The 25,674-nt window shown below is 70.7% G+C and carries 21 protein-coding genes, 2 tRNA genes and 1 riboswitch; of the genes, 10 read left to right on the forward strand and 13 right to left on the reverse strand.

What is annotated here, in order from left to right; translation table 11 throughout:
• Positions 1–7: 7 nt before the first annotated feature.
• From H629_RS0110780 to H629_RS0110825, 10 genes are all read right to left on the reverse strand, one after another.
• A complete protein-coding gene (locus H629_RS0110780; protein WP_152485707.1) occupies positions 8–2,017 on the reverse strand; it encodes an ABC transporter ATP-binding protein in 2,010 nt (669 codons plus the stop codon).
• Between the two features lie 175 nt (positions 2,018–2,192).
• A complete protein-coding gene (gene ribH, locus H629_RS0110785; protein ID WP_024357267.1) occupies positions 2,193–2,690 on the reverse strand; it encodes a 6,7-dimethyl-8-ribityllumazine synthase in 498 nt (165 codons plus the stop codon).
• An 86-nt stretch (positions 2,691–2,776) separates the two neighbouring features.
• Positions 2,777–4,048 (reverse strand): bifunctional 3,4-dihydroxy-2-butanone-4-phosphate synthase/GTP cyclohydrolase II, encoded by a 1,272-nt coding sequence (locus tag H629_RS0110790; protein ID WP_029746885.1) that lies wholly within the window; start codon positions 4,046–4,048, stop codon positions 2,777–2,779.
• Entirely contained in the window at positions 4,045–4,740 is a 696-nt protein-coding gene (locus H629_RS0110795; protein WP_024357269.1) for a riboflavin synthase, read from the reverse strand. Before H629_RS0110795 ends, H629_RS0110790 begins: the two co-directional genes overlap by 4 nt.
• Before the next feature lie 2 nt (positions 4,741–4,742).
• Positions 4,743–5,897 (reverse strand): bifunctional diaminohydroxyphosphoribosylaminopyrimidine deaminase/5-amino-6-(5-phosphoribosylamino)uracil reductase RibD, encoded by a 1,155-nt coding sequence (locus H629_RS0110800; protein WP_024357270.1) that lies wholly within the window; start codon positions 5,895–5,897, stop codon positions 4,743–4,745.
• Between the two features lie 66 nt (positions 5,898–5,963).
• Positions 5,964–6,110, reverse strand: a riboswitch (FMN riboswitch).
• A 47-nt stretch (positions 6,111–6,157) separates the two neighbouring features.
• Entirely contained in the window at positions 6,158–6,865 is a 708-nt protein-coding gene (locus H629_RS0110805) for a DUF1345 domain-containing protein (protein ID WP_024357271.1), read from the reverse strand.
• A 27-nt stretch (positions 6,866–6,892) separates the two neighbouring features.
• Complete coding sequence (locus tag H629_RS0110810; protein WP_024357272.1) at positions 6,893–8,998, reverse strand: bifunctional lysylphosphatidylglycerol flippase/synthetase MprF; 2,106 nt, start codon at positions 8,996–8,998, stop codon at positions 6,893–6,895.
• 111 nt (positions 8,999–9,109) lie between these two features.
• Positions 9,110–10,126 carry a tryptophan--tRNA ligase gene (gene trpS, locus H629_RS0110815; protein WP_024357273.1) on the reverse strand — a complete coding sequence of 339 codons (1,017 nt, stop codon included), beginning with the start codon at positions 10,124–10,126 and terminating at the stop codon, positions 9,110–9,112.
• A 268-nt stretch (positions 10,127–10,394) separates the two neighbouring features.
• Positions 10,395–11,264 (reverse strand): exodeoxyribonuclease III, encoded by an 870-nt coding sequence (locus H629_RS0110820; RefSeq protein ID WP_024357274.1) that lies wholly within the window; start codon positions 11,262–11,264, stop codon positions 10,395–10,397.
• A 19-nt stretch (positions 11,265–11,283) separates the two neighbouring features.
• Positions 11,284–12,162: an exodeoxyribonuclease III gene (locus H629_RS0110825; protein ID WP_024357275.1), complete on the reverse strand. Its 879-nt coding sequence runs from the start codon at positions 12,160–12,162 to the stop codon at positions 11,284–11,286.
• Positions 12,163–12,306: 144 nt separating this feature from the next.
• Here H629_RS0110825 and H629_RS0110830 point away from each other — a divergent pair, with 144 nt between their 5' ends.
• The 4 genes from H629_RS0110830 (at position 12,307) to H629_RS0110845 (ending at position 14,951) form a co-directional block, all read left to right on the forward strand.
• A complete protein-coding gene (locus H629_RS0110830; protein WP_024357276.1) occupies positions 12,307–13,662 on the forward strand; it encodes an LCP family protein in 1,356 nt (451 codons plus the stop codon).
• A 111-nt stretch (positions 13,663–13,773) separates the two neighbouring features.
• A tRNA-Thr gene (locus tag H629_RS0110835) sits at positions 13,774–13,845 on the forward strand.
• A gap of 27 nt (positions 13,846–13,872) precedes the next feature.
• A tRNA-Met gene (locus H629_RS0110840) sits at positions 13,873–13,946 on the forward strand.
• 168 nt (positions 13,947–14,114) lie between these two features.
• On the forward strand, positions 14,115–14,951 hold the full coding sequence (locus H629_RS0110845) for a class I SAM-dependent methyltransferase (RefSeq protein ID WP_036084968.1): 837 nt from the start codon (positions 14,115–14,117) through the stop codon (positions 14,949–14,951).
• Between the two features lie 18 nt (positions 14,952–14,969).
• Here the strand turns inward: H629_RS0110845 and H629_RS14615 are convergent, their stop codons facing one another.
• On the reverse strand, positions 14,970–16,232 hold the full coding sequence (locus tag H629_RS14615; RefSeq protein WP_024357278.1) for a D-alanyl-D-alanine carboxypeptidase family protein: 1,263 nt from the start codon (positions 16,230–16,232) through the stop codon (positions 14,970–14,972).
• 218 nt (positions 16,233–16,450) lie between these two features.
• Between H629_RS14615 and H629_RS0110855 the strand changes: the two genes are divergently transcribed.
• Positions 16,451–17,635: an acetyl-CoA C-acyltransferase gene (locus tag H629_RS0110855; protein ID WP_024357279.1), complete on the forward strand. Its 1,185-nt coding sequence runs from the start codon at positions 16,451–16,453 to the stop codon at positions 17,633–17,635.
• Here the strand turns inward: H629_RS0110855 and H629_RS0110860 are convergent.
• Together H629_RS0110860 and ddaH are read right to left on the reverse strand one after the other, a co-directional pair.
• Positions 17,622–18,893 carry an MFS transporter gene (locus tag H629_RS0110860; RefSeq protein WP_161608020.1) on the reverse strand — a complete coding sequence of 424 codons (1,272 nt, stop codon included), beginning with the start codon at positions 18,891–18,893 and terminating at the stop codon, positions 17,622–17,624. The two genes, H629_RS0110855 and H629_RS0110860, sit on opposite strands and share 14 nt — an antisense overlap.
• A gap of 68 nt (positions 18,894–18,961) precedes the next feature.
• Complete coding sequence (ddaH, locus tag H629_RS0110865; protein WP_024357281.1) at positions 18,962–19,732, reverse strand: dimethylargininase; 771 nt, start codon at positions 19,730–19,732, stop codon at positions 18,962–18,964.
• A gap of 126 nt (positions 19,733–19,858) precedes the next feature.
• Here ddaH and H629_RS15410 point away from each other — a divergent pair, with 126 nt between their 5' ends.
• The 5 genes from H629_RS15410 (at position 19,859) to H629_RS0110890 (ending at position 25,643) form a co-directional block, all read left to right on the forward strand.
• The gene (locus tag H629_RS15410) at positions 19,859–20,272 is read left to right on the forward strand and encodes a BP74-related protein (protein WP_024357282.1); all 414 of its coding nucleotides are present in this window, start codon (positions 19,859–19,861) and stop codon (positions 20,270–20,272) included.
• A gap of 77 nt (positions 20,273–20,349) precedes the next feature.
• Positions 20,350–21,489 carry a lipase family protein gene (locus H629_RS0110875; protein WP_240471096.1) on the forward strand — a complete coding sequence of 380 codons (1,140 nt, stop codon included), beginning with the start codon at positions 20,350–20,352 and terminating at the stop codon, positions 21,487–21,489.
• Between the two features lie 63 nt (positions 21,490–21,552).
• Positions 21,553–22,194, forward strand: a complete 642-nt coding sequence (locus H629_RS0110880) for a TMEM175 family protein (RefSeq protein WP_024357284.1) — start codon at positions 21,553–21,555, stop codon at positions 22,192–22,194.
• A gap of 99 nt (positions 22,195–22,293) precedes the next feature.
• On the forward strand, positions 22,294–24,549 hold the full coding sequence (locus H629_RS0110885; RefSeq protein ID WP_024357285.1) for an ATP-dependent Clp protease ATP-binding subunit: 2,256 nt from the start codon (positions 22,294–22,296) through the stop codon (positions 24,547–24,549).
• A 161-nt stretch (positions 24,550–24,710) separates the two neighbouring features.
• Complete coding sequence (locus H629_RS0110890) at positions 24,711–25,643, forward strand: aldo/keto reductase (protein WP_024357286.1); 933 nt, start codon at positions 24,711–24,713, stop codon at positions 25,641–25,643.
• Positions 25,644–25,674 lie beyond the last annotated feature (31 nt).

Genomic DNA, 25,674 nt, shown 5'->3' on the forward strand with positions numbered 1-25,674 from the left:
CGCGCCGTCAGCCCTCGGAGGGGACGAGCAGCTGGTGCTTCGCGAGCTCGCGGTAGAGCGGCGTCGTCTCGAGTAGCTGCGCGTGCGTGCCCTCGCCGACGACACGGCCCTCCTCGAGCACGATGATCTTGTCGGAGTCGACCACCGTCGAGAGGCGGTGCGCGATCACCACGAGCGTGCGACCGGTCGCCACCGAGTCGAGTGCGTCGCGCATCAGCCGCTCGTTCACCCCGTCGAGGCTGGCGGTCGACTCGTCGAGCAGCAGGATCGGGGGCGCGGTGAGCAGCGCTCGGGCGATCGCGAGCCGCTGCTTCTCCCCGCCGGACAGCATGATGCCGTTCTCGCCCACCTGCTGGTCGAGCGCTCGGGCGAGCTCGGGTTCGGAGAGCGGCTGCATGCTGCTCGCTTCGGCGCCAGCGGGGACGGCTGCCGCGCGCCCGGCGGAGCGGTCGAGGAGGCCGCCGAGGTTCACGGCCCGCAGCACCCGCTCGCACGCGGCGTCCGAGGCCTCCGGTGCGCCGAGCCGCAGGTTGTCGCGCAGGCTGCCGGCGAGCACAGGAGCGTCCTGCTCGACGTACCCCATCTGCGCGCGCACCTCGGAACGATCGAGGGTGCGCAGATCCGCACCGAAGAGCGAGACGGCGCCCTCATCCGGGTCGTAGAAGCGTTCGATGAGCCCGAGCAGCGTCGATTTGCCCGCACCGGACGGGCCGACGAGGGCGACGCGCGATCCGCGCGGCACCTCGAAGCTCACCCCGTGCAGCACCGGCGTCTCGATGATCTCGGCGGGGGCCGCTTCGGCGTCGCGCCGTGCGCCGCGCCCGCCGCGCACGAGATCGCGGGCGTCGGCCCGGTCGGGGGCGGCCGAGCGGTAGGTGAAGCGGACCCCGGAGAAGCGGATCGCCGCGGCGTAGTCGAGCCGGGACGCTTCGAGCGGCACGGTTCGGCCGAGCGGCGAGAGTTCGGCGTCGTGCTCGGTCTCGGTGGGCAGCTCGGAGATCTCCTGGATGCGCCCGAGCGCGCCGAGCGCCTGGTTGATGGCCGCGATCGCGCCGAAGGCCTGGCCCAGCGGCATCACCATGAGGAACAGGAAGATGATGAAGGTGACGAGCTGGGCGATCGTGATGGCGCCGGTCGCCACCCGGTAGCCGCCGAGCCCGAGCACCACGAGGAACGACAACTGCATCGCGAGGAACGAGACCGGCACGATGAATGCCGAGATCTTCGCGACCTTCACGCCGAGCACGTACGCCTCCTCGGCGTCGCGCTCGGTGAGGCGCTGCTCGCGTTCGGCTGCGCCGGCAGCCCGGATCGTGCGGATCGACGAGATCGTGCGATCCACCTGCGCGGCGAGGTCGCCCACCTTCTCCTGAGCCTTCGCGACCGCCGGCCGGATGCGGCTCGACACGAGAACCACCACCACGAGGGCGACGAGGATCATGCCGAAGGTGATCCCGAACAGCATCGGATCGATGACCAGCATGCCGATCAGCGCGCCCACGAAGACGAGCATGCCGCTGATCGCCTCGACCAGGCCCTGGGTGAGCACTGCCCGCAGCAGCGTCGTGTCGCTGCCGACCCGGGAGACGAGATCGCCGGTGCGGCGGCGATCGAACTGCGAGACGGGCAGATGCAGGATCTTGGCGATGAGGCGGCGACGGCTCGTCAGCACGATGCCCTCGCCCATGCGCTGCAGCACGTAGTGCTGCAGCCCGCCGAGCACCGCGCCCAGGATCACGACCACGGTGAGCACCGCGAGCAACCCGCCGAGCGACTGGCCGCCCTCGACGCGGGTGATCACCTGGCCCAGCAGGGGCGGCTGCACGAGCGACGCGACCGCCGCCACAAGACCGAGCACGATCGCGAGGGCGAGCGGGCCGCGCTGCTCGAACAGGTAGGGGATCAGCTGCCGAATCGAGGCGCGGGGGCCGCGAGGAGCGGAGCCTGCGGCGCGTCCGCGCTGCCGAGGGCTCGCGGCGCCGGGTGAAGTCTCATCAGATGTGCCAGCCACGGCCACCACTCTAAGCCAGCGCGGCTGACAAAGAGCCCGCCCGGGCCGCCCGCCGCAGCACAGTCGGGTGAGGCGGCGCCGAGGTCACCCGTGTGGTCCTCTCCCGGGCGCGGAAAGCGCCAGCCGGGTGACCTCGACTGGTGCTCGGGCCGGGCGCGGCAGGGCGCAGAGAGCGCGGCGCTCAGAGCGCCGTGGCGGCGATGGTGCGCGTGGTGATCGCGAGGTGCAGCGCGGCCTCGGCGGCCTCCCGCCCCTTCGACTCCGGGGCGCCGGGGCGGCCCGAGCGGTCGAGCGCCTGCTGCTCGTCGTCGGTGGTGAGCACGCCGAAGCCGACCGGGCGGCCCGCGTCGAGCTGCACGCGCGTGAGGCCGTCGGTGACCGCGTTGCACACGTAGTCGAAGTGCGGGGTGCCGCCGCGCACGATCACGCCGAGGCAGACGGCGGCGTCGAACCCGCCGCCGCCCTGCTCGACGGGGGCGAGCGCGGTCTGCGCGGCGAGGGGCAGCTCGAACGCACCGGCCACCCGGAAGAGGGCGTGCTCCGCGCCGGCGGCGGCTGTCGTGGTCTGCGCGTCGGCGATCATGGGCGACATGATCTCGTCGTGCCAGCTGCCGGCGATGATCGCGACGCGCAGGCCGCTCGCGTCGACGGTGAGGTTGGGGGCTCCGGCTCCACTCATGGGGTGCTCCTTGGGTCGTGATTCGTCAGGTTCGGGATCCGCCCGCCGCGACGGGTGCCGCGGACGCAGCGCGTGCTGCGGGCGGGCTACTGCTCGCGCACGTCCGCGGGCAGTTCGTGGCCCATGCGGTCGCGCTTCGTCGTGAGGTAGCCGATGTTCTGTTCGGTCACACCCACGAGCAGCGGCACCCGCTCGGAGACGACGATGCCGTGCTCTTCCAGCTGGCGGACCTTGTCGGGGTTGTTGGTGAGCAGGCGCACCCGCTCCACGCCGAGCTCGGCGAGGATCTCGGCCGCAGCGGTGTAGTCGCGGCTGTCTGCGGGCAGCCCGAGCTGCAGGTTGGCGTCGAGGGTGTCGACGCCCTGCTCCTGCAACTGGTAGGCGCGCAGCTTGTTGGCGAGGCCGATGCCGCGACCCTCATGCCCGCGGAGGTATACGACGATGCCGCCCCGCTCGTGGATGAGGTCGAGCGCGGCGTCGAGCTGCGGCCCGCACTCGCACTTGAGCGAGCCGAAGGCCTCACCGGTGATGCACTCCGAGTGCACCCGCACGAGCGCTTCGGCGCCCGGCAGCGAGCCGTCGGGCCCGGGCGCGATCAGAGCGAGGTGGTCGATGCCGAGGCGGCGATCGCGGTAGGCGCGGGTGCGGAACTCGCCGTGCACGGTGGGCAGCAGCGTCTCGGCTCGCAGGCTCACGCTGCGGTGCTGCACCTGCTCGGCCGGCACCTCGACGGGGTCATGCTCGTTGAGGTATGCGATGAGCTGCTCGATCGTGATGACTGGCACGTTCTCCTGCTGCCCGAGCTCGATCAGCTCGGGCAGGCGCATCATCTCGCCGTCGTCGGCGACGATCTCGCCGATCACCGCGACCGGGCTCAGGCCGGCCAGGCGCATGAGTTCGACGCCCGCCTCCGTATGGCCGTCGCGGGCGCGCACGCCTCCGTCGACGGCGCGCAGCGGCAGCACATGGCCGGGGCGGCGCACGTCGCCGGGCACGGCGTCGGGGTTCGCGAGGGCGCGCACGGTGGTGGCGCGGTCACTCGCACTGATGCCGGTGGTGACGCCGTGCGCGGCGTCCACGGTCACGGTGTATGCCGTTCCGCGTACGTCCTCGTTGCGGTCGACCATCATCGGCAGGTCGAGCCGGTCGGCGACCTCGTTGGTCATGGGCGCGCACAGCAGTCCCGAGGAGCGGTGCACGGTCCAAGCGATCCACTCGGGGGTCGCGAGTTCGGCGGAGAGGATGACGTCGCCCTCGTTCTCGCGATCCTCGTTGTCGGCGACGATCACCGGACGGCCGGCTTTGATCGCGGCGACGGCCTCTTCGATGCTGCTGATGCCGGGCGTGGTGGGGATCATTCGGGGGTTCCTCCGGTCGTGGTGGTGAAGCTGTGCATGCGCGCGAGGTGACGCGCGAGGATGTCGGTCTCGACGTTGACGCGGTCGCCCGGTTCGAGGGCGCCGAGCGTGGTGGCGGAGAGGGTCTCGGGGATCAGCGACACCTCGAACCACTGGGCGTCGGCCGGTACGCCGTCAGCCGGCGGATCCGAGATCGCCGAGACGGTGAGCGAGACTCCCGAGAGGGTCACCGAGCCCTTGTCGACGAGCAGCGGGGCCAGCTCCGGTGAGAGCGAGAACCGCAGGGTGCGCCAGGCCGGGTGCTGCGTCGTCGAGAGCAGGGTGGCCGTGCCGTCGACGTGGCCCTGCACGATGTGACCGCCGAGGCGGGTGTCGACGCGCACCGCCCGTTCGAGGTTGACGGGGCTGCCCGGTCGCAGCTCGCCAAGGGTCGACATGCGGATCGACTGCTGCATCACATCGGCGGCGAACGCACCCCTGCCGGTGCCGGGCCCGGTGCCCCGCTGCAGGCCGCCCTCGGCGCCGACGACGCCCTGCTCCACCACGGTCAGGCAGACGCCCGATACGCAGATCGAAGCGCCGTGATCGGCGTCGCTCGTGACGAGCGGGCCCGCGATGGTGAGGCGGATCGAGTCGCCGATCGGCTCTACGGCGACGATCTCGCCGATCTCCTCGATGAGTCCGGTGAACATGGTTATCGCTCCTTCGTGGGGGTCGATGCGGCGTGCGACGAGTCGAGGGTCGCCTTGATGAGCAGGTCGGCTCCGAGTTGGGCCGTGCGGGAGATCCGCAGCCGCTCGATTCCGGTCATGTCGGCGATGCCGAGGTCGCCGAGCGCGAGACGGGGCCCGCCGAGCAGCGCTGGGGCGAGGTAGACGAGCACCTCGTCGACGAGGCCCGCCGCGATGAGGGCGCTCGCCACCGTGGGGCCGCCCTCCACGAAGAGGCGCCGCACTCCGCGGGCGTGCAGCGCCGCGAGGTCGGCGGCGAGGTCGTCGCCGGACAGGGTCAGCGGGGCGTCGAGGCCGTGAGCGGCGAGCGCCGGATGCTGCATCACCCGCGCACCGGGCGGTACGGGGCGGTGGCCGAGCACGACCGGGATCGGTTGCTCCTCGGCCGGGACCAGCAGGCCGCCGTGCTCGGCGCGGGAGGTGAGCGCGGGATCGTCGGCGATCAGGGTGCCCGTGCCGACGAGGATCGCATCCGCTTCGGCGCGCCTCCGGTGCACGTCGGCGCGGGCGTCCACGCCGGTGATCCACTGGCTCGACCCGTCGGCCGCCGCGGCCCGCCCGTCGAGCGTCTGCGCCCACTTCACGGTGACGTGCGGGCGATCGAGCGCCGAGCCGTCGCCCGACTGGGGGAAGCCGCGCGGCGCGGCGCGATCCGCCATCCCCGCAGCGGCCTGCCGCGCCAGCCACGGACCGAGCACGGCCCGCGCCTCACCGGCCAGCACTCCGCTGCGCACCTCGACACCGGCCGCCCGCAACCGCGCGGCGCCGCCGGCCGAGGCCTCGCCCGGATCGCTCACCGCGTAGGCGACGGCCCCGATCCCGTGCTCCAGCAGCGCGACCGCGCAGGGGCCCGTGCGGCCCGTGTGGTTGCAGGGTTCCAGTGTGACGACCGCGGTGAGCTCGCCGGTGCGGGCGCGCCACTCGGCGGGCAACTGGGCGAGCGCGACGGTCTCGGCGTGCGGAGTGCCGGAGCCGAGATGCCAGCCCTCGGCGACGATGCGCCCCGAGGGGTCGAGCAGCACGCAGCCCACCTGCGGGTTCGGGTCGCCGGCGGGACCGCGTCGCGCGAGGGCGAGGGCGCGACGCATCGCGTCCTCGAGGAGCACCTGCTCGAGCATCCGATCCCCCGTTCACTTCATGAAGCGGATCCGGGGTGCTGAAAGGGTCTCCGCGCAGCGCGGAGTTCAGCGTTCCTCTCATCCGGACTAGACCGGCGGCGAACCGCCGTGCCATCACCGTCGGTACCGGAATTCCACCGGTTCGGCCTCGCGGATGCGAGGTTCGCGGACTGTCACCGCCGGTTCGGATTCTCACCGACCCCGGAACACGCCTCCCACTGTACCCGTTCCGGTTGTGAATCGCTCACCCGGCGAGGTCGCTAGTCGAGCAGGTCGACGAGCAGGTCCCCCCGCGTGATCACGTTGATGACGAGAGCGATGATGAGCGCGTTGAAGAAGAACGCGAGCGTGGTGTGCCACACGATGGTCCAGCGCATCCGCGTCGACTGCACCTGCACATCGGAGACCGCGAAGGTGGTCGCGTTCGTGAAGGCGAGATAGACGAAGTCGACGAGCCGCGGCGATGCCGTGCCCGGGAAGACGAGGGGCGGATCCCCCTCGCGATGGTAGCGCGAGAAGTAGATGCGCGCGTAGCCCCAGTTGAACATCGCCCACGAGAGCAGCATCGACCAGATGGCGCTGAACTCGGCCACGGTGTCGCTCTTCCCGCTGCCGAGCGCGGTGATGAGGTCGATCGCGACGGTGATGCCGAGCAGACTCGCACCGAAGGTGAGCACGGTGGCGAGCGCCCGGGCCACCGGGTGGCCCACCAGAATGCGCGTCGCCCGCGGATCGGGCACGTCGAGCCTGACGAGCACGTTGAGCGAGAGCACGGTGGCCCCGAGGTAGAGCGTCGCGAACAGGCACCAGAAGATGCGCAGCAGGGTGCCGTTGTCGGGGCCGTCGTCGTTCCAGACGATCTCGGCGGCCAACCAGATGAGGAGCAGCTGCATCAGCGCGCCGACGACCTCGCCCACGAGGCTGAGGACAGCGCCGATGCTGGCGCGGGCGGTGCGGGAGTCGGCCATGATCCAACTGTAGAGGGTGTCCGGCGGTCAGGCTGGCTTCCCGGCCGACGCGGCCGAGGCCACGAGCTCGCGCAGCGAGGCGTCCGGCAGATAGGCGCGGGTGAGCGCGATGCCGATGCGCGGCAGATCGCCCTCGTCGCGGTAGAGCAGGTAGAGCGACTCGTGGCGCGGATTGAACTTCTGCTTGAAGCGGTGCAGCGACTTGAAGCCGTAAAGCGGTTCGATGAGGCCCCCGATCTGCTCGAGCACCTGATCCACCGGGCCGGCCTCCGCCTCGGCCGGGCGCACCAGCGGGGCGCCCGAGAGCGAGACGAACTCGTACCCCTCTTCCGACAGGTGCTGCGCCGACGCGGCGATCAGGAACTCCATGACCGGGCCGAATCCGCCGTCGCGGCGACGCATGAGATCGAGGGTCCAGCCGACGATGCACGGATCGCCGGTCTCGGGATCGGCAGGCCCGTAGACCGGCAGCCACGATGTGACACCGTGCAGGTCGCCCCGCCCGTCGACGGCGATGCCGACGAGCGCCTCGGGATCCAGCGCCTCATCGACCGTCCCCAGCGTGAACCGCATCTCCGGCAGCCCCTTGTCGCCCGTCCACTGCTCCGAGATCGCGCGCACCTGGGCGAGCACGTTCCAGGGCTCCTCGGCGAGCCGCACCATCCGGAACTCGACGCCCTCGCGCGCCGCCCGGTTCAGCGCCGTGCGCGCCGCAGCCCAGGCCTTGCCCGTGAACGCGAGCCCCGGCAGGTCGACGATCGTGTCCTCCGCCACGATCACCGAGCGCCACCCCTCCGGTCGCGCCGCAGCGGCCTCCGCTCCCGCCGAGAACACGCACGGGATGAGACCCGCGTGCTGCGTCGCCCGCTCGAAGCCGGCGAGGGCCTCACCCGCCCCGCCGGCCGGCACGATCGGGTCGCCGAGCATGATCGCGACCCCCGAGTGCGACTGGTAGGCGATGGCGCCCGCCTCGCCGACGGCGATGCGGCGGTTGCCCTCCCACGTCGTCATCCACGAGATCGTGCCGCCGCCGCTGCGCCGCAAGCGCTCGACGAGCTGCTCCCGGCTGAGCGCCTGGGCATCGAGCCGGCGGTGCGACTTGCGCAGTCGCACTTGGAAGGCGCCGCGAGCCAGCACGAGCAGCAGCACGAGCCCGAGCCAGAACACCGCCGGTGCGAGCACGAGACCGACGACTTCCGAGGGGGAGTCGAGCACGCCCTGCTCGACGAGCAGCGGCAGCAGCGGCAGCACCACCGCCGCGGTCGCGACGTTGAAGAGGCCGAGCACGAGCGCGACGATCCAGGCCAGACGGTAGCCCTGCCGGATGCCGTTCGCGATGAGCGCGATCACGACCACGTCGATCGCCACGTCGGTGAACGACGAGATCGGATCGTTCGCCCCGAGCGGGCCGTTGTACGGCACCACCAGGTCGAGCACCTGGATCGCGCCGATCGCGATGAGCAGCGACAGTGCGATGAGTCGCCACTCGCGCTGGCTCGGGCGCCCCGCCGGACGCCGGAACGCCGGCAGCCAGCCGCTCACGACGAGGGCCGCGGCCATCGAGACGGCGTGCTCCAGGTCGTGCAGCTGGCCCAGGTAGAGCACCGAGATGCCGGTCCACAGCCCCACCGCGATGCGGGCGCGGAGCCGCCACGGAGCCGGCAAGGTGGCGATCGCGAAGACGAGCGCGGTGAGCGCGCCGCAGGAGGGCCCCACATCGTAGGCTCCCGCGAGGCGCACCGCCCACGGCCAGCCCGTGTTCGAGGCGAGCGCGAGGATCCCCGCCGCTCCGAGCACCCCCACGACGTGCCCCGCCGCGAACAGTCCGATCGTGCGCAGCGACCCGAATCGCCACTCCGCCCAGCCGAGCCCGCCGACCACGAGCGGCAGCAGCGTGAGCAGCACGAGCGGGTGGTCGACGAAGAACGGGGAAGTGGCGACCGTCCACCACCGGCCGTCCGCGAAGGCGGGAAGGCCCGTAGCGACGCGATCGAACCACGGCTGCTGCGAGGCGGGAGAGACGAGCGTGCCCGTGACCGCCGCGATCACGAGCAGCGCGAGCGTGAGGGCGATCGTGAACGGGGTGCGGCGGATCACCACGACGCCGCGGTTTCGGGAGACATCCTCGGTCATGGACCCAGTCTAAGCTTCGGGGCCCGCCCGTGTTTCGGGCGGGATCGCCCCGATCGATCCGAAACACGGGAGAGCCCCGAATGAACGCGGACTGGGCCGAGCGGATCAGGCCTAGCGGATCAGGCCGATGCGCTCGTAGACGAGATCGAGGGTGCGATTCGCGACCTCGTTCGCGCGCTCAGCCGCCCCGGCGAGCAGGCGGTCGAGCTCCGCCGGATCCGCCAGCAACTCCTCCGTGCGATTGCGCACCGGGGCAAGGCTCTCCTCGACCACCTCGACGAGCCCCTTCTTGAGGTCGCCGTAGCCGCGGCCCGAGTACTCGTCGACGACCGAGTCGATCGTGCGACCCGACAGCACCGAGTAGATGGTGAGCAGATTGGAGACGCCGGGCTTCGCCTCGCGGTCGAAGCGGATCTCGCCGTCGGCGTCGGTGACCGCGCGCATGATCTTCTTCTTCGTGACGTTCGCGGGATCCAGCACCTTGACGAGACCAGCCTCGGTCTCCGCCGACTTCGACATCTTGGCGGTGGGCTCCTGCAGGTCGTAGATCTTCGCGGTGCCCTTCGAGATCTGCGCCTCCGGCACCACGAAGGTGTCGCCGAAGCGCGAGTTGAACCGCGCCGCGAGATCGCGGGTCAGCTCCACGTGCTGGCGCTGATCCTCGCCCACGGGCACGCTCTCGGCCTGGTAGAGCAGGATGTCGGCGGCCATGAGCACCGGATAGGTGAAGAGGCCCACCGAGGCGGCGTCGGCGCCCTGCTTTTGCGACTTGTCCTTGAACTGCGTCATGCGGCTCGCCTCGCCGAAGCCCGTGACGGTGTTGAGCACCCAGGCCAGCTCGGCGTGGGCGGGCACCTGCGACTGCACGAACAGCGTCGACTTCTCCGGGTCGATGCCGGCCGCGATGTACTGGGCGGCGGTGCGCCGGGTGCGGGCGACCAGCTCGGCGGGATCCTGCGGCACGGTGATGGCGTGCAGGTTCACGACGCAGAAGAAGGCGTCGTAGTCCTCCTGCATCTTCGTCCACTGGGCGAGCGCCCCGATGTAGTTGCCGAGCTGCAGCGAATCGCTCGACGGCTGCATACCCGAGAAGAGGACGGGCTTCGCGGAAGTGGTGGTTGCGGTCATGGTGTGGACCTTTTCTGCCTAAATAAAACGGACCGGAGTCGTCGACTGCCGGAAGAACCAGGGGAAGATCGGAGGCGGATCGGCTTCGCTCAGCGTGGTCGGGCCTGGCGGGAGCAGTGGGGAGCGATCCGATTTCCGCCGCTCATCCATCCGCGGCCGGTGCTTCGTGCCAGCCGCTCCCGCCAGAGCCGACCAAGCGGCGGAAATCGGATCGCTCCCCACTGCGGATGGATGGCTGAGCGAAGCCGATCCGCCTCCGATCTCGGTGTCAGAGCCGGTAGTCGGCGATGACGGGCGCGTGATCCGACCATCGGGTGTCGTAGGAGGGGTAGCGGTCGACCCGGTAGTCGGCCACGCGTTCGCCGAGTGCGGGGGTGACCACGTGGTAGTCGATGCGCCAGCCCGTGTCGTTGTCGAAGGCCTGCCCGCGGTTCGACCACCAGCTGTAGGGGCCGTCGACTTCGCCGGCCCAGCGGCGCCCCACGTCGATCCAGCCGTGGCCGGGCCCTTCGGTGCCGTCGACACCGACGATGGTCTCGCCGCGCGGGCCGAAGAAGCGGTCGAAGTAGGCGCGCTCGCGGGGGAGGAATCCGGATCGCTTCACGTTGCCGCGCCAGTTCTTGATGTCGAGTTCGCGGTGGCCGACGTTGAAGTCGCCCACGATGGCGACGTGCTCGCGTTCGTCGGCGAGCTCGTTCATGCGCACGCCCATGGCGTCGAGGAACGCCCACTTGGCGTCCTGACGGGGGGTGTCGACCTCGCCGGAGTGGGTGTAGTTGCTGACAACGGTGAGGGTGCTGTCGCCGAAGGCGAAGTCGGCCTCGAGCCAGCGCCCCGACGACTGCACGCTCTCCTGCGCGTCGAGGGCGCCGAGGCCGACGCGGTGCTCGACGGCGGGGGTGCGGCTCAGGATGGCGACGCCGGCGCGCCCCTTGATGAGGCAGGGATCGTGCAGCACGTGCCAGCCGCCGTCGTCGGCCGCGGCGACGAGTTTCGCGATGTCGGCGTCGGCGGCGCGCACCTCCTGCAGTGCGACGACGTCGGCGCCCGACGCGTCGAGCCACTCGCCCATGCCCTTGCGGAAGGCGGCACGGATGCCGTTCACGTTGACGGATGCGACGCGCATGAAGTCAGCCATGCGCTCTAGTTTACGCGGCTCAGAAGACCATCGGGCGGTCGTACTCGTCTTCGAAGGTGCCGCCGAGCAGGTCGACGTCGATGTCGCAGACGACGGGCACGTGGTCGCTGGGGGCGTCGCCCTTGCGTTCGTCGCGTTCGATGGACGCACCGGTGACGGCGTCGGCGAAGGTGCGGGAGCCCATGATGAAGTCGATGCGCATGCCCTGGTTCTTGGGGAAGCGCCCGGCCTTGTAATCCCAGAAGGTGAAGCCTTCGGGCACGATGGGGCGCACCACGTCTTCGACGTAGGGGGCGAAGGTCGCGAATGCGGCGCGCTCCTCGGGGGAGACGTGTGTCGACTCGCCCACGGTGAAGGAGGGGTCGCCCATGTCGGCGTCGAGGGGGGCGATGTTCCAGTCGCCCATGAGCGCGAGCGGGAGGTCGGGGTCTTCGTCGAGCCAGGAGCGGGTGGCTTCGCGCAGCGCGTCGAGCCAGTTCAGCTTGTAGTCGAGGTGCGGATCGCCGAGTGCGCGCCCGTTGGGCACGTAGAGGCTCCACAGCCGCAGATCGCCCACGGTGACACCGAGGGCGCGGGCTTCGAGGGGCAGGCCGTTGGGGCCGACTCCCTGCGTCTCCTCCTGGCCCTTCACGGGCTTGCCGAAGCCGGGCATGCCGGCGAAGGAGCGCTCGACGTCGGTCATCTCGTGGCGGCTCGCGAAGGCGACGCCGTTCCACTGGTTGAGCCCGTGGATCTCGAGCTGGTAGCCGGCCTGCTCGAAGGTTTCGACCGGGAACTGGTCGGGGCGGCACTTGATCTCCTGCATGGCGAGCACGTCGATGTCTTCGCGCACGAGCCAGTCGGCGACGCGGCCGAAACGGGTGCGGATCGAGTTGACGTTCCAGGTGGCGATGCGCATGGCTCCAGCCTAGCGGGGGCGGTTCGGGCTGCGGACGGCGCGGGATTCCAAGGGGCCGTTCAGTCGTTTCCGGTACTTTTGAAGGCTCACGACGACCGAGTGCGCCTGAAAACGTGGGAGCGCTCGACGAAGACGGGAAGTTGCATGGCCAAGAATCACGCTGCAGGTATCGGGCGTTCGAGTTTCGTGCGCCACGGGAAGCTGCGTCGTTCGAACAGCTGGGCGAACGGGATGCGCATCTTCCTGACCGCCGCGATCGTGGTCGCGCTCAGCGGTGTCGCGACGGTGGCCTACGCGGTGTGGGGGCTCGTGCAGGATGTGCGCACCGTCGATCTGGGGAACGAGGCCTCGGCAGAGCTCGTGGGCGCCGGCAGCCAGTCGTTCGACGGCGCGCTGACGATCCTCCTCGTCGGATCCGACACCCGTGCCGGGCAGTCGTATCAGGACGGCGAGGAGGGCGAGCTCAACGACGTCAACCTCATGCTGCACGTCTCGGCCGACCATCAGAACGCGACGGTCGTGAGCTTCCCCCGCGACCTGATGGTGCCGTTCCCCAGCTGCCCGGGCCCCGACGGCGAGGAGGGCTACTACTCGGCGATGAGCGAGCAGCAGCTCAACTCGGCCATGATGTACGGCGGTCTGCCCTGCGTGGCGCGGGTGATCTCCGAGCTCACGGGCATGGAGATCCCGAATGCGGGCCTCATCACCTTCGACGGCGTGATCGGCGTCTCGAACGCGCTCGGCGGCGTCGACGTGTGCCTCACGCAGCCGATCATCGACCCCGCGACCGAGCTCGAGCTCCCCGCCGGCAACGTGACGCTGCAGGGCCGGGATGCGCTGCAGTTCCTGCGCACCCGGCACGGTGTGGGCGACGGCGGCGACACGAGCCGCATCAGCAACCAGCAGGTCTTCATGTCGGCGCTGGTGCGCAAGCTGCAGAGCTCCGAGACGCTTTCCGATCCGGTGAAGGTGTACAGCCTCGCGAAGGCCGGCGTCGACAACATGACCCTCTCGAGCAACATGGCGAGCGTGCAGTTCATGCAGCAGGTCGCGGGCACGGTGAAGGACATCGACCTGGACCGCATCAACTTCGTGCAGTACCCGACGTTCACCCACCCCTACGAGCAGGGACGCCTCACCCCCGACCGTGCGAGCGCCGATGCGCTGTTCGAGGTGATCCAGAGCGGCCAGCCGTTCGAGGTCACCGGTGTGGGCAAGGGTGTCGACGACGGCGCTGCGGCCGATCCGGCCGCCCCGCCCGCCGAGATCGACCCCAACACGGGCCTGCCGATCGATCCGGCGACCGGTCTCCCGATCGACCCCGCCACCGGCTGGCCGATCGACCCCGACACGGGGTGGCCGATCGACCCGGCGACGGGTGCGCCGACCGATCCTGCGACCATCGCGCCGGTCGAGGAGGGGCCGGTGCAACTGCCCAGCAACATCACCGGGCAGCCGGCGAGCAAGCAGACCTGCTCGGGCGGTCGCACGGTCTACTGATCGAGGCCCGCGTCGCCGCGACACGCGCGCGCGACGCGGGGTCCCGCCCCGATTTTTCATTTGCGAACGAGTAGTGCTATTCTCTAACGGTTGTCATCGCAAGGTGGCTCCGCCCCGATAGCTCAGTGGTAGAGCACTTCCATGGTAAGGAAGGGGTCGCCAGTTCAATCCTGGCTCGGGGCTCTGACTCTCTGGGTCATTGGCCGATATGGCTGAGTAGCTCAGCTGGTTAGAGCGCACGACTCATAATCGTGAGGTCGCGGGATCGAGCCCCGCCTCAGCTACGGAGAGTCACACAAAACCCCTGGTTCGCCGGGGGTTTTGTGGTTTCCCGCGACGTTCAGGCTGGGCTCGTGGGGCGACTGCCGACTACGCTGGGACGAGATCTCGCACCGCGGGCGCCGCCGGAGTCGTCGCCGCCGACGGGCCATCTTCGATCGAGGCGGACGTGCATGACCATCGACTACATCGCGGCGAACCGCGACAACTGGGACGACCGCGCTGAACTGCACGCCGCCCGCGACGGCACCGGCTACGAGGTGCAGCGCTATGTGGAGCAGCCGGGCGCGCTCTCGGACGTGGTGCGCTTCGACATGCCGCTCCTCGGCGACATCGACGGGCTGCGCGCTGTGCACCTCCAGTGCCACATCGGCACCGACACGCTCTCGCTCGCGAGGCTCGGTGCCCGCGTCACCGGCCTCGACTTCAGCGAGCGCGCCGTGGCGGAGGCGCGTCGGCTCGTGGCCGAGACCGGCGACGCCGTCGACTTCGTGCAGGCCGACGTCCGCGCGGCGGCCGAGGCGCTGCCGAACGGCGCGTTCGATCTCGTGTACACCGGCATCGGGGCGCTCTGCTGGCTTCCCTCGGTGCGGGAGTGGGCGCAGGTCGTGGCCGCGCTGCTCGCCCCGGGCGGGTTCCTGTTCATCCGCGAGGGGCACCCGATCCTGTGGGCGCTGGACGAGTCGCTCGAAGACGAGCCGCATCTGCGCTTCCCCTACTTCGAGCACGAGGCTCCTACGGAGTGGGACGACGACCAGAGCTACGTGCCGACGGCGCAGCCGGTGCGCGCATCGAAGACGTACGAGTGGAATCACTCCATCGGCGAGATCGTGACGGCGCTCATCGACGCGGGTCTCCGCATCGACTGCCTCGTCGAGCACGACAGCGTGCCCTGGGAGGCGCTGCCCCGCCAGATGGGGCACCGCCCCGGAGGGGAGTGGGCGCTCGCCGAACGCTCGGGCGTCATGCCGCTCAGCTATACGCTTCGGGCGACGAAGCCGCGGGCGTGAGGCGCGCGGCCGGCGCCGCTACCAGCCGAAGAGCTCGACGGGGTGGGTGAGCCGCCACCACAGCTCGGGTTCGGCGACCGCGGCTGACGCCACCACCGCGACGTCTTCGACGGGCGCGGGGCCCTCGACGGTGACGGCGCCGACGCGGGCGCCGGCCTCGCCGAGCGCGGCGACGTCGACTGCCGCCGCTCGCGTCGCCCGCTCGCCGGGCAGCAGCGTGACGGCGGCTCCGCCCGCGGTGACGAGCGGGATCCGCGTCCCATCGACGGTGACGGCTTCACCGACCATCGTGCCCGCCTCCACGATGGCGGTGGACTGGGGGAGCGTGTCGTGCGCGGCGAGCATGTCGCGGCCCGACTGCGCGCGGGCCTCCTTCGATTCGCGGCCGAGCGTCACCGACAGCTGCACGATCTCGCGCCCGTCGACGTCGACCTGCCTGGCGACGGCGAAGTTGAATCCGGCGGCGCCCGAACGACCGGTCTTCACGCCGACGATCCCCGGCATCTCGGTGAGCAGCGGGTTCGTGTTCTCGATGACGCCGACGCCCCAGGGCATCTCGACCGCTGCGGTGCGCGTGAATTCCGCGACTGCGGGGTTCTGCAGCGCGAGCCGGGCGATGCGCAGCACGTCGGGTGCGCTGGCCATGTTCGCCTCGTCCATGCCGGTCGGCTCGACGAACTGCAGCGATTCCAGGCCGTGCCGCTGCTTCCAGTCGGCGACGGCGGCGAGGAAGGCGTCGTCGTCGCCGAAAGTCCAGTAGGCGTAGGCCGCGGCGTAGTCGTTGGCCGACGGCAGGAAGATGAAGTGCAGCATCTGCCGCAGCGTGATCTCGGTGCCGACGGGGATCGGGTAGGCGACGCCGTCGAGTGCGAGGTAGGCGTCCTGGCGTTCGCGATCCGCTTCCGTCCAGGTGTAGACCGGGCCGTCCGATCCGGGCTCGAGCGGCTGCGCCTCCATGCAGACCAGCACGGTGATCAGCTTGGAGATGCTGGCGAGCGGATGGGCCGTGGGATCGTTCGCCCACACCTCGTCGCCGTGCAGGTAGCCGATCGCGGTGGGCAGGCTCTGGGCGTCGACCGCGGCCTGCGCGGCCGCGGGGTCCGCTGAGACGGCCGCGCTGTCGTCGCCCGGGGTGAAGGCGGGGCTCAGCTCGATCGTGGGCGCCGGCAGCGGTGCGAGCGCGCAGGCCGCCGTGTACCCGCCCACGGCGAGTGCGGCGACCGTGATCGTGGAGAGGGCGACGATGAGAGCCCGGCGGGCTCCGGTGCGGGATCGGTTCACACGCTCCAGGGTACGGTGCGGGGCGGGCGCCCCGTGCCGCGCGAGCGGCAGAGGGACTCGCGCGAGGCGCAGGCCTGCGGCGATATGCACAGAGACGGTGCCGCAGACTGTGCCAAGGCGCAGTAGAGCTGCGGGGCTGATCGGGCAGAATGGCCGTGAAGGATCGCGGCGCCGCGCCCGGTCCGGCGCTCCGCCCACCGCTTCCGAGGAGGTCTCCCATGACCGCGCCCCACTCCGCCCTGATCGCCGGCTACGCTCGCACGCCGTTCACCCGCTTCACCGGCCAGCTCGCCTCCCAGCCGGCGACGGAGCTCGGCGCGCACGCGGTGCGCGCTGCGCTCTCCCGAGCCGGCATCGCCGCCGATCAGGTGGACGCGGTGGTCGCCGGCCAGGTGCTGCAGGCCGGTGCGGGGCAGAATCCGGCCCGCCAGACGGCGGTGGCGGCGGGGATCCCGATGGGGGTGCCGGCGATCACGTTGAACGCGGTGTGCCTGTCGGGCACGGAGGCGGTGTCGCAGGCGGCGCGGCTCATCGCAGCGGGCGAGGCCGATGTGGTGGTCGCAGTGGGGCAGGAGTCGATGTCGCTCGCGCCGCACGTGATCCCGCTGCGGTCGGGCACGAAGTACGGTGCGGCTCAGCTGGTCGACACGGCCGATCACGACGGGCTGACCGACGCTTTCGACCAGGTGGCGATGGGCGCGCTCACCGAAGACGGCAACACCCCTCTCGGGCTGACGCGCGAGGAGCAGGACGCCTTCGCCGCTGAGTCGCACCGTCGCGCGGCGGCGTCGACGGAGTTATTCGCGGCTGAGATCGAGCCCTTCACGGTGGTGTCGCGCCGGGGTGAGACGGTGGTCTCCGCCGACGACGGGATCCGCGCCGACACGACGGCCGAGACGCTCGCGGGTCTGCGGCCCGCCTTCGCGAAGCAGGGCACGATCACGGCGGGCAACGCCTCCCAGATCACGGACGGCGCTGCGGCGCTGGTGCTCGTGAGCGAGGCTGCGGCGAGCCGCCTCGGGGTGGCGGCCGTGGCGCGGGTCGAGGCGACCGCTTTCGTCGCGGGGCCCGACACCCACCTGCACTCGCAGCCGGCGCGCGCGATCTCCGCTGCGCTCGCGAAGCTCGACGGCGTGGCGGTCGGGGATCTCTCGGTGGTGGAGATCAACGAGGCCTTCGCCGCGGTGGGGGTGCAGTCCACGCGCGAGCTGGGGGTGGATCCCGCGATCGTGAACCGGCACGGCGGTGCGATCGCGCTCGGCCACCCGATCGGCGCATCGGGGGCGCGCATCGTGGGCACGCTCGCGCGGCAGCTCGCGGAGCTCGGCAGCGGATCGCTCGGCGCCGTCGGCATCTGCGGCGGCGGCGGGCAGGGCAGCGCCGTCGTGCTCAGCGCGGTCTGAGGCCAGAACCGAAGACCATGCGCTCGCGCGCGAGCAACAACCCCGCGCAGAACTGCAGGCCGACACCGGCGAGTATCACGAAGAGCGGCGGAATCCAGCTCCCCGTCGCGCCGTAGAGCACCCCGAACAGGACAGGCCCGACAGCCGCGATCAGGTATCCCACGGATTGCGACATGCCAGATGTTGCAGCGGCCGTCGCAGCATCTGTCGAGCGCTGAGCCATCAGTGTGAGCGACACCGTCAAAGCGCAGCCTGCTGAGAAGCCCGAGAGAATCAGCCATGCCAGCAATGCGGCGGGTGCGAGGATGAGGCCCACAGCACCGGCGGCCGCGATGACGGGCAACAGCACCGGGAGGATTCGCCGCATTGCTCCGCGAGAAATAAATGGCGCGGACAATGAACCGAACATGCCGCAGACGTGGAACACCATCACATGGAGGCCCGCTGTCACGGGATCCGAACCGCGTGAGAGGTCGAGCGGTGCAAGCCAGGTGGCCCACACGTAGAAGGTCGAAGACTGGGTGCCCATGTACACCGCGATGCTCCAGGCGACAGGATCGCGCCAGATGCGACGGCCCAACCGTGAGACCGTACCCGGGGAGGGCTCGCCCTCAATAGTGGCGGAAACGCTCGTCGTCTCGCCCCCGCCGCGGTGCTGCGCCCGGCGAGTCGCGACCACCCACATCACCAGAGCGGGCGGCACCATGGCCCCTGTCGTGAGCAGGGCGATCCGCCATCCCACAGGTTCACCCGAGGCCATCGATGCGTGGGCGATCGGCGGCACCATGCCGGCTCCGACCGCAGCGGCCCCGCTCAGCAGGGTCGAGTAGGCGCCCATCACCAAGGGCACACGCCCCCCGAAATCCCGCTTGATTGTTGCGGGCAGGAGCACGTTGGCCACGGCGAGTGCGGCGCCCACGAGCGCGGTACCCAGCCAAAGGTTCGCCTGTGGGCCAGGCAGTGAGCGCCAGACCGTGCCGAGGGCGAGCGCCGCGAGTGAGCCCGCCACCGCGGCGTTCGGACCGATTCGTGCTGATAGCGCCTGTGCGGCTGGTGATACGACGGCCCAGGTGAGCAGCGGGATCGAGGCCAAGAAACCCAGAGATGCGGGCGTGACGCCCTGATCCGCCGCGATTTCATCGAGCAGTGGCCCGACGCCCGTAATCGTCATGCGCATGTTGACGGCGACCAAGCAGACCGCTACGAATAGCAGCGCCCAAGGCTTGCCAGAGACATGGGCATCACGTTGAGCGTTCACCACGCGACACTAGCGCAAGGAAGTATCGCGGGTGAGAAGCGACCCCTGCCCGTGGCCGCCGACCGCCCCTAGTCGAGGCAGCGCACCCGCACCGACAGGCAGGTGGGGCAGCCCTCGAGCTTCTCGTACTCCGAGATGGCGACCTCGGTCACGGCGTAGCCGAGATCGCGCAGCATCGCCGCGGTTTGCGGCGCAGAGGCCGAGATGAGCAGTTCGGAGTCGCTCAGGCAGACCACCGCGGTGCCGTGCGGCTCGGGCACGGGCAGGAAGGTGGGGAAGATGCCGGAGTTGTCGACGAAGTCGGGGTACCCGATCACGGTGCCGTCGGGCAGCGCCGTCACGGCGGTCTTGAGGTGCAGCACCTTCGTGACCGGCACGGCCACGACCCTGCCGCCGAGCGGGGCGAGGATGCGACGCAGCTGCGCGATGCCCTCGGCGTTGGTGCGGCCGCCGCGACCCACGTAGACGGTGTCGCCGACCTTCAGCACGTCGCCGCCGTCGAGGGCGCCGGGCTCCTGGATCTCCACGACCGGGCAGCCGAGCGCCTCGAGCGCGCGGCGCGTGCCCCCGGTCTCGGGCTTGCGGCTGTCGGCGCCGGGGCGCGAGATCACGGCCACATTGCGGAACATCACCACGGTGTCCTCGATGAACACGGAGTCGGGGCAGTCGTCGGCGGGATCCACCTCGACCGTCTGCCAGCCGTGCGACTGCAGCGCGGCGACGTAGCCCCGCCACTGCTCGCGCGCGGTGTCGAGGTCGACGGCGACCTTCTCGATGTGGTCGACGATCCCGTCGTCGAGCAGGCTGCTGGGCTGGCGCACGAGGGCGATCTTCGACATGGGGCTGGCTCCTCCGGGGTCGTGACGAATCTCTCACCAGGGTAGCGGCCGCGGGGTTATGCTGGGCGAGAGCGACCGCGAGGACGCTCGGCCGAGCTCATCCGAACCGAGAGTGGGGAGAGCGCGATGGTCCGATTCCCGCTGCGCGCCAGGGTCGTGGGTGCGCTCGCCGCTGCGGCGCTCGCCGGGCTGTGCGCCACCGGCTGCGCGTCGCAACCGGTCGTGCCGAGCGTCGCCACCTTCGAGATCCAGGGGCAGACCTTCCGCATCGAACTCGCCACGCCCGAGCTGGTGCGGCACGCCGAGCAGCTGCTGCAGGGCGCCGAGGTCGCCCCGATCCCGGTGGGGCGCATCGTGCGGGGGTCCGGCTCGGTGAACGAGCCGTGGTCGTGGCACATCGATCCCGCATCCCTGGAGTTCGCCGACTTCACCACCGAGGTCTGCGACGGGCTGCCGCAGTTCGTCGAGGATCGCACGCTCACGAGCGACACCTACTGCCCCTGGATGGCGCGGGTCGTCTCGGTGGAACCGCTGAGATGACCAGGGCCGGGCGGGGCCGACGGCCGCGGGGCGAGCCTCGCCGGGACCGGCGCGCGCTGACGGTGCTGCTGGCGGTCGTGGCGACCCTGGTCGCGATCGGCGCGCTGGCGGTGGTGCCCCGGCTCGTCGGGGACGAGCAGGAGCGGAGCGGGCTCGCCGAGTTCTACCGGGCGCCGGCCGGCGCCGCCGAGGGCGCCCCCGGCAGCGTGGTCCGCGTCGAGCCGATGCGGGGCGACCCCCTCGACGCCGACGCCTGGCGCATCATGTACCGCACCACCGATGTGCATGGCGAGCGCGTGCTCGCGACGGGGGTGGTGATCGCGCCCCGCGGGACGCCGCCGAGCGAGGGACGCACGGTGCTGGCCTGGGGGCACTCGACGAGCGGCACCGCCGAGCAGTGCGCGCCCTCGCGATCGTTCGACCCCTTCATCGACGTGGAGGGCATGCGGATGATGCTCGATCGCGGGTACACGATCGTCGCGACCGACTACGTGGGCATGGGCACGGCCGGCCCCGACTCGTATCTCGTCGGAGTGACCGCTGGCAACAGCGTGCTCGACTCCGTGCGCGCGGCGCGCGAGATCCCGGACGCCGGGGCGGGAACCTCCGTGATCCTCTGGGGGCACTCGCAGGGCGGGCAGGCGGCGCTCTTCGCCGCGGAGCGCGCCGAGGCGTACGCGCCGGAGCTGGGGCTGACCGCGGTCGCGGTCGCGGCCCCCGCCGCCGATCTCACAGCGCTGCTCCAGGGGCATCTCGACGACGTGTCTGGTGCGACGATCGGCTCCTACGCCTTCGAGGCATACGCGCAGGTGTACCGCGACCGCGGTGCGGCGCTGGACTCGGTGCTCACGTCCGAGGCGCAGCGGGTCCTGCCGCGCATGAACGAGCTCTGCCTGCTCACCGACCTCTCCGAGCTGCACCGGATCGCGCAGCCCGTGGTGGGCGACTTCTTCGCCGCCGATCCCGGCTCGGTCGAGCCGTGGGCGACGCTGCTGCGTGAGAACTCGGCGGGCGCGGCCTTCGACGCGCCGCTCTTCGTCGCGCAGGGGATGCGGGATCGTCTCGTGCTGCCTGACGACACCGAGCAGTTCGTCGAGCACGAGCGCGAGCAGGGCATCGAGGTCGACTTCCACCCCATCGCCGAAGCCGATCACGGCACCGTGGCCTACCTCGCGCTGCCGGCGCTGGACTCGTGGCTCGACTCGCTCGGAGTCTGAGCCGGCAGGCTCGCCGACGATTAGCCCCGGATCCGCGTCCGTCGCAGAGATTACACTGAGGCCATGACAGCACAGCCGGATCCGCAGGAGGAGATCGGCTACGCCGCCGATCGGTTCAAGGCGTTCGCCGACGCGGTCGTCGCGATCGCGCTGACCCTCCTGATCCTGCCCCTCATGGAGAGCGTGGGCGAGGTGGCGAGCGCCGGTGACGGGGCCTTCGACTGGCTCGCCCAGCACAGAGGGCAGCTGCTGAGCTTCGTGCTGAGCTTCGTGCTGATCGCGATGTTCTGGATGATCCACCACCGCCTGTTCGCCCGGGTGGAGCGGGTCACCCCGGCGCTGATGTGGCTGCTCTCGGCGTGGCTGCTCACCATCGTGTGGCTGCCGGTCGCGACGGCGGTCGCGGGGCGGATGGACGATGACGACGCCGTCGCGAAGGCGCTCTACATCGGCAGCCTGGCGCTGACGGCCCTGATGTCCCTCGTGGTGCGCCTCTATCTGCGCGGGCACCCCGCGCTGCACCGGGTGAGCTCGGCGGAGCTGCAGACGGGGGTCGCCGTCGACGTCTCGCTGGTGCTGCTGTTCGGGGTCGCGCTCGGTCTGGCGCTGCTGTTCCCGGTCATCGGCTACTTCGCGCTGCTCGTCATGGGGCTCTCGGGCGTGGTGCAGAGCGCCCTCGAAAAGGCGATCCGCCGGAATCCCTAGCGCAATTCCGGGCCCTGCAGTAAACTTGAGTCACAAACACTCAAGTTTGTGGCGGGCCCGCTCGGGCCGCCGCAGTCTGCTGAACGAGAAGGGACCCAGATGCAGGCAAACTGGCAGCCCGCCCAGGGCGAAGAAGGGCAGTCCGCCCTCGAGCAGTTCGGCGTCAACCTCACGGAAGTCGCCCGCTCGGGCAAGCTCGATCCGGTCATCGGCCGCGACAGCGAGATCCGGCGCGTGAGCCAGGTGCTCACCCGCCGCACCAAGAACAACCCGGTGCTCATCGGCGAACCGGGCGTCGGCAAGACCGCCGTCGTCGAGGGCCTCGCCCAGCGCATCGTCGCGGGCGACGTCGCCGAGTCGCTGAAAGACAAGGAGCTCATCTCCCTCGACATCTCCGCGCTCATCGCCGGTGCGAAGTACCGCGGCGAGTTCGAGGAGCGCATGAAGGCGGTGCTGCAGGAGATCAAGGACTCCGACGGCAAGATCATCACCTTCATCGACGAGCTGCACACCCTCATGGGCGCCGGCGGCGGCGAATCATCCGTCGCGGCCTCGCAGATGCTGAAGCCCATGCTCGCCCGCGGCGAGCTGCGGCTCATCGGCGCCACCACCCTCGACGAATACCGCGAGTACATCGAGAAGGACGCCGCCCTCGAACGGCGCTTCCAGCAGGTCTACGTGGGCGAACCGAGCGTCGAAGACACCGTCGCGATCCTGCGCGGCCTCAAGGAACGCTACGAGGCTCACCACAAGGTGACCATCGCCGACTCCGCCCTCGTAGCCGCGGCGAGCCTCTCGAACCGCTACATCACGGCCCGGCAGCTGCCTGACAAGGCGATCGACCTGATCGACGAGGCGGCCTCGCGTCTGCGCATGGAGATCGACTCGGCCCCCGTCGAGATCGACGAGCTGCGCCGCGCCGTCGACCGGCTGCGGCTCGAAGAGCTCGCGCTGAAGAAGGAGAAGGACGCCGCCTCGAAGGAGCGCCTCGCGAAGCTGCGCGACGACCTCGCCGAGAAGCAGCGCGACCTCGACGGTCTCGAAGCGCGCTGGGAGCGCGAGCGTGCCTCGCTGAACCGCGTGGGCGAACTGCGCGAGAAGCTCGACCAGCTGGGCATGCAGGCGCAGGTCGCGCAGCGCGAAGGCAATCTCGAACGGGCGTCGCGGCTGCTCTACGGCGAGATCCCGGTGATCCAGAAGCAGCTCGCCGAAGCCGAGCAGGCGGAGCTGGCCGACGAGATCGACGGCGAGCCCCGCATGGTGAACGACCAGGTGACCGACGAGGACATCGCCGGTGTCGTCGCCGCCTGGACCGGCATCCCCGTCGGCCGGCTGCTGCAGGGCGAGACCGAGAAGCTGCTCGCGCTCGAAAGCGAACTCGGCAAGCGGCTCGTCGGGCAGGCGGATGCGGTGCGGGCGGTCTCCGATGCGGTGCGGCGCACGCGGGCGGGCATCGCGGATCCCAATCGTCCGACCGGCTCCTTCCTCTTCCTGGGGCCGACCGGTGTGGGCAAGACCGAGCTCGCGAAGGCGCTCGCCGAGTTCCTCTTCGACGACGAGCACGCCATGGTGCGGATCGACATGTCGGAGTACGGCGAGAAGCACTCGGTGTCCCGCCTCGTGGGCGCCCCTCCCGGCTATGTCGGCTACGAGCAGGGCGGCCAGCTCACCGAAGCCGTGCGCCGGCGCCCCTACTCGGTGGTGCTGCTCGACGAGGTCGAGAAGGCGCACCCCGAGGTGTTCGACGTGCTGCTGCAGGTGCTCGACGACGGCCGCCTGACCGACGGCCAGGGTCGCACGGTCGACTTCCGCAACGTGATCCTGATCCTCACCTCGAACCTGGGCAGCCAGTACCTGATCGACCCCGATCTGCCGTGGAGCGAGAAGGAGTTCGGCGTGCGCGAGACCGTGCGCCGGGCGTTCAAGCCCGAGTTCATCAACCGGCTCGACGAGATGGTCATCTTCCGGCCGCTGTCGGAGGCCGACCTGGCGCAGATCGTCGACCTCTCGGTCGACCGCTTGCAGACTCGGCTCGCCGACCGCAGGCTCACCCTCGGCGTCACGCCCGAGGCGCGCGCCTGGCTGGCGTCGCGCGGTTACGACCCCATCTACGGGGCGCGCCCGCTGCGCAGGCTCATGCAGCACGAGATCGACGACAGGCTCGCTCGCGCGATCCTCTCGGGCGGCGTGCACGACGGCGACGCGGTGCGGGTCGACGTGGCCGCGGGCGGCGACGCGCTGACGCTGGAGAGCGCCGGATCGGCGCCGTCGAGCGGCGTGCCGGGCTCCGGTGGATCCGGTGGGTCGGGCGGGTCGGGCGACGACGACGTGATCGAGGCCGAACTGCTCGACTGATCGGTGGCCCGGTGCGCGGTGCTGGGTGCCCGCGCGCCACCGGCCGCAGTTCGCGCAGTGGATCGCAGCTCAGGCGGAGGCTCTCGCTGAGAACCTCCGCCTGAACTGCGATCCACGGCCTGAATGAAGGTCGTGGCGGACCGGCGCGGTAGCCTGACCCCATGCGCACCTTCACTATGCCCGGCACCGAGCTCACCGTCTCCGATGTGGTGCTCGGACTGATGCGGATCCAGCACCTGAGCGACGAGGAGGTGCGCCGCCTCGTGGGCGCCGCGAGCGACGCCGGAGTCACCGTGCTCGATCACGCCGACATCTACGGCGAGAAGCTGCACGGCTGCGAGCGCCGCTTCGGGGAGGCGATCCGCCTCTCGCCCTCCGAGCGCGAGCGCTGGGTGATCCAGTCGAAGGCCGGGATCGTGCCGCAGGGCCCCTCCTTCGACCACTCCTACGAGCACATCATGGCTACGGTGCACGGCTCCCTCGACGCCCTCGGCACCGACTACCTCGATCTGCTGCTGCTGCACCGACCCGACGCCCTCGTCGAACCGGAGGAGGTCGCGCGGGCGTTCGACGAGCTCGAAGCCGCCGGCAAGGTGCGGGCGTTCGGGGTGTCGAACCACACGCCCGGGCAGGTCGAGCTGCTGCGACGATACGTGCGCCAGCCGATCGTCGCGAACCAGCTGCAGCTGTCGATCACGCACGCGCCGATGATCGCGCAGGGTCTCGCCGCCAACATGCAGGGCCTGCCGCAGTCGGTGTCGCGCGACGACGGCGTGCTCGACTACTGCCGCCTGCACGACATCACGGTGCAGGCGTGGTCGCCCTTCCAAGCGGGTTTCTTCGACGGCCCCTTCCTCGGGTCCGAGCGGTACCCCGAGCTGAACGCCGTGATCGACCGGATCGCTGCGGATCGCGGTGTGCCGCCGGAGGCGATCGCGGTCGCGTGGATCACGAGGCACCCCGCGCGCATGCAGGTGGTGCTCGGCACGACGTCACCCGAGCGGGTGGCCGCGGCGGCGCTCGGATCTGAGGTGCGGCTGAGCCGGGCCGAGTGGTACGAGCTCGTTCGCGCGGCGGGCTACACAGTGCCGTAGGCCGCCGCCGCTCCGCGGCCTGGGAGGCACC

The organism is Leucobacter chironomi DSM 19883 (genome assembly GCF_000421845.1).
Lineage (GTDB): Bacteria > Actinomycetota > Actinomycetes > Actinomycetales > Microbacteriaceae > Leucobacter > Leucobacter chironomi.

Excerpts from the sequence above, each read along its gene's own strand:
- H629_RS0110790 (WP_029746885.1), bottom strand. The coding sequence starts at position 4,048 with ATGATCCCCACCACGCCCGGCATCAGCAGCATCGAAGAGGCCGTCGCC.
- ddaH (WP_024357281.1), bottom strand. The coding sequence starts at position 19,732 with ATGTCGAAGATCGCCCTCGTGCGCCAGCCCAGCAGCCTGCTCGACGAC.
- H629_RS0110795 (WP_024357269.1), bottom strand. The coding sequence starts at position 4,740 with ATGTTCACCGGACTCATCGAGGAGATCGGCGAGATCGTCGCCGTAGAG.
- H629_RS0110820 (WP_024357274.1), bottom strand. The coding sequence starts at position 11,264 with ATGGCTGACTTCATGCGCGTCGCATCCGTCAACGTGAACGGCATCCGT.
- H629_RS0110800 (WP_024357270.1), bottom strand. The coding sequence starts at position 5,897 with ATGCTCGAGCAGGTGCTCCTCGAGGACGCGATGCGTCGCGCCCTCGCC.
- H629_RS0110830 (WP_024357276.1), top strand. The coding sequence starts at position 12,307 with ATGGCCAAGAATCACGCTGCAGGTATCGGGCGTTCGAGTTTCGTGCGC.
- H629_RS0110810 (WP_024357272.1), bottom strand. The coding sequence starts at position 8,998 with ATGACCGAGGATGTCTCCCGAAACCGCGGCGTCGTGGTGATCCGCCGC.
- H629_RS0110845 (WP_036084968.1), top strand. The coding sequence starts at position 14,115 with ATGACCATCGACTACATCGCGGCGAACCGCGACAACTGGGACGACCGC.
- H629_RS0110825 (WP_024357275.1), bottom strand. The coding sequence starts at position 12,162 with ATGCGCATCGCCACCTGGAACGTCAACTCGATCCGCACCCGTTTCGGC.
- H629_RS0110885 (WP_024357285.1), top strand. The coding sequence starts at position 22,294 with ATGCAGGCAAACTGGCAGCCCGCCCAGGGCGAAGAAGGGCAGTCCGCC.
- H629_RS0110890 (WP_024357286.1), top strand. The coding sequence starts at position 24,711 with ATGCGCACCTTCACTATGCCCGGCACCGAGCTCACCGTCTCCGATGTG.
- H629_RS0110880 (WP_024357284.1), top strand. The coding sequence starts at position 21,553 with ATGACAGCACAGCCGGATCCGCAGGAGGAGATCGGCTACGCCGCCGAT.
- H629_RS0110855 (WP_024357279.1), top strand. The coding sequence starts at position 16,451 with ATGACCGCGCCCCACTCCGCCCTGATCGCCGGCTACGCTCGCACGCCG.
- H629_RS15410 (WP_024357282.1), top strand. The coding sequence starts at position 19,859 with ATGGTCCGATTCCCGCTGCGCGCCAGGGTCGTGGGTGCGCTCGCCGCT.
- trpS (WP_024357273.1), bottom strand. The coding sequence starts at position 10,126 with ATGACCGCAACCACCACTTCCGCGAAGCCCGTCCTCTTCTCGGGTATG.
- H629_RS0110805 (WP_024357271.1), bottom strand. The coding sequence starts at position 6,865 with ATGGCCGACTCCCGCACCGCCCGCGCCAGCATCGGCGCTGTCCTCAGC.
- ribH (WP_024357267.1), bottom strand. The coding sequence starts at position 2,690 with ATGAGTGGAGCCGGAGCCCCCAACCTCACCGTCGACGCGAGCGGCCTG.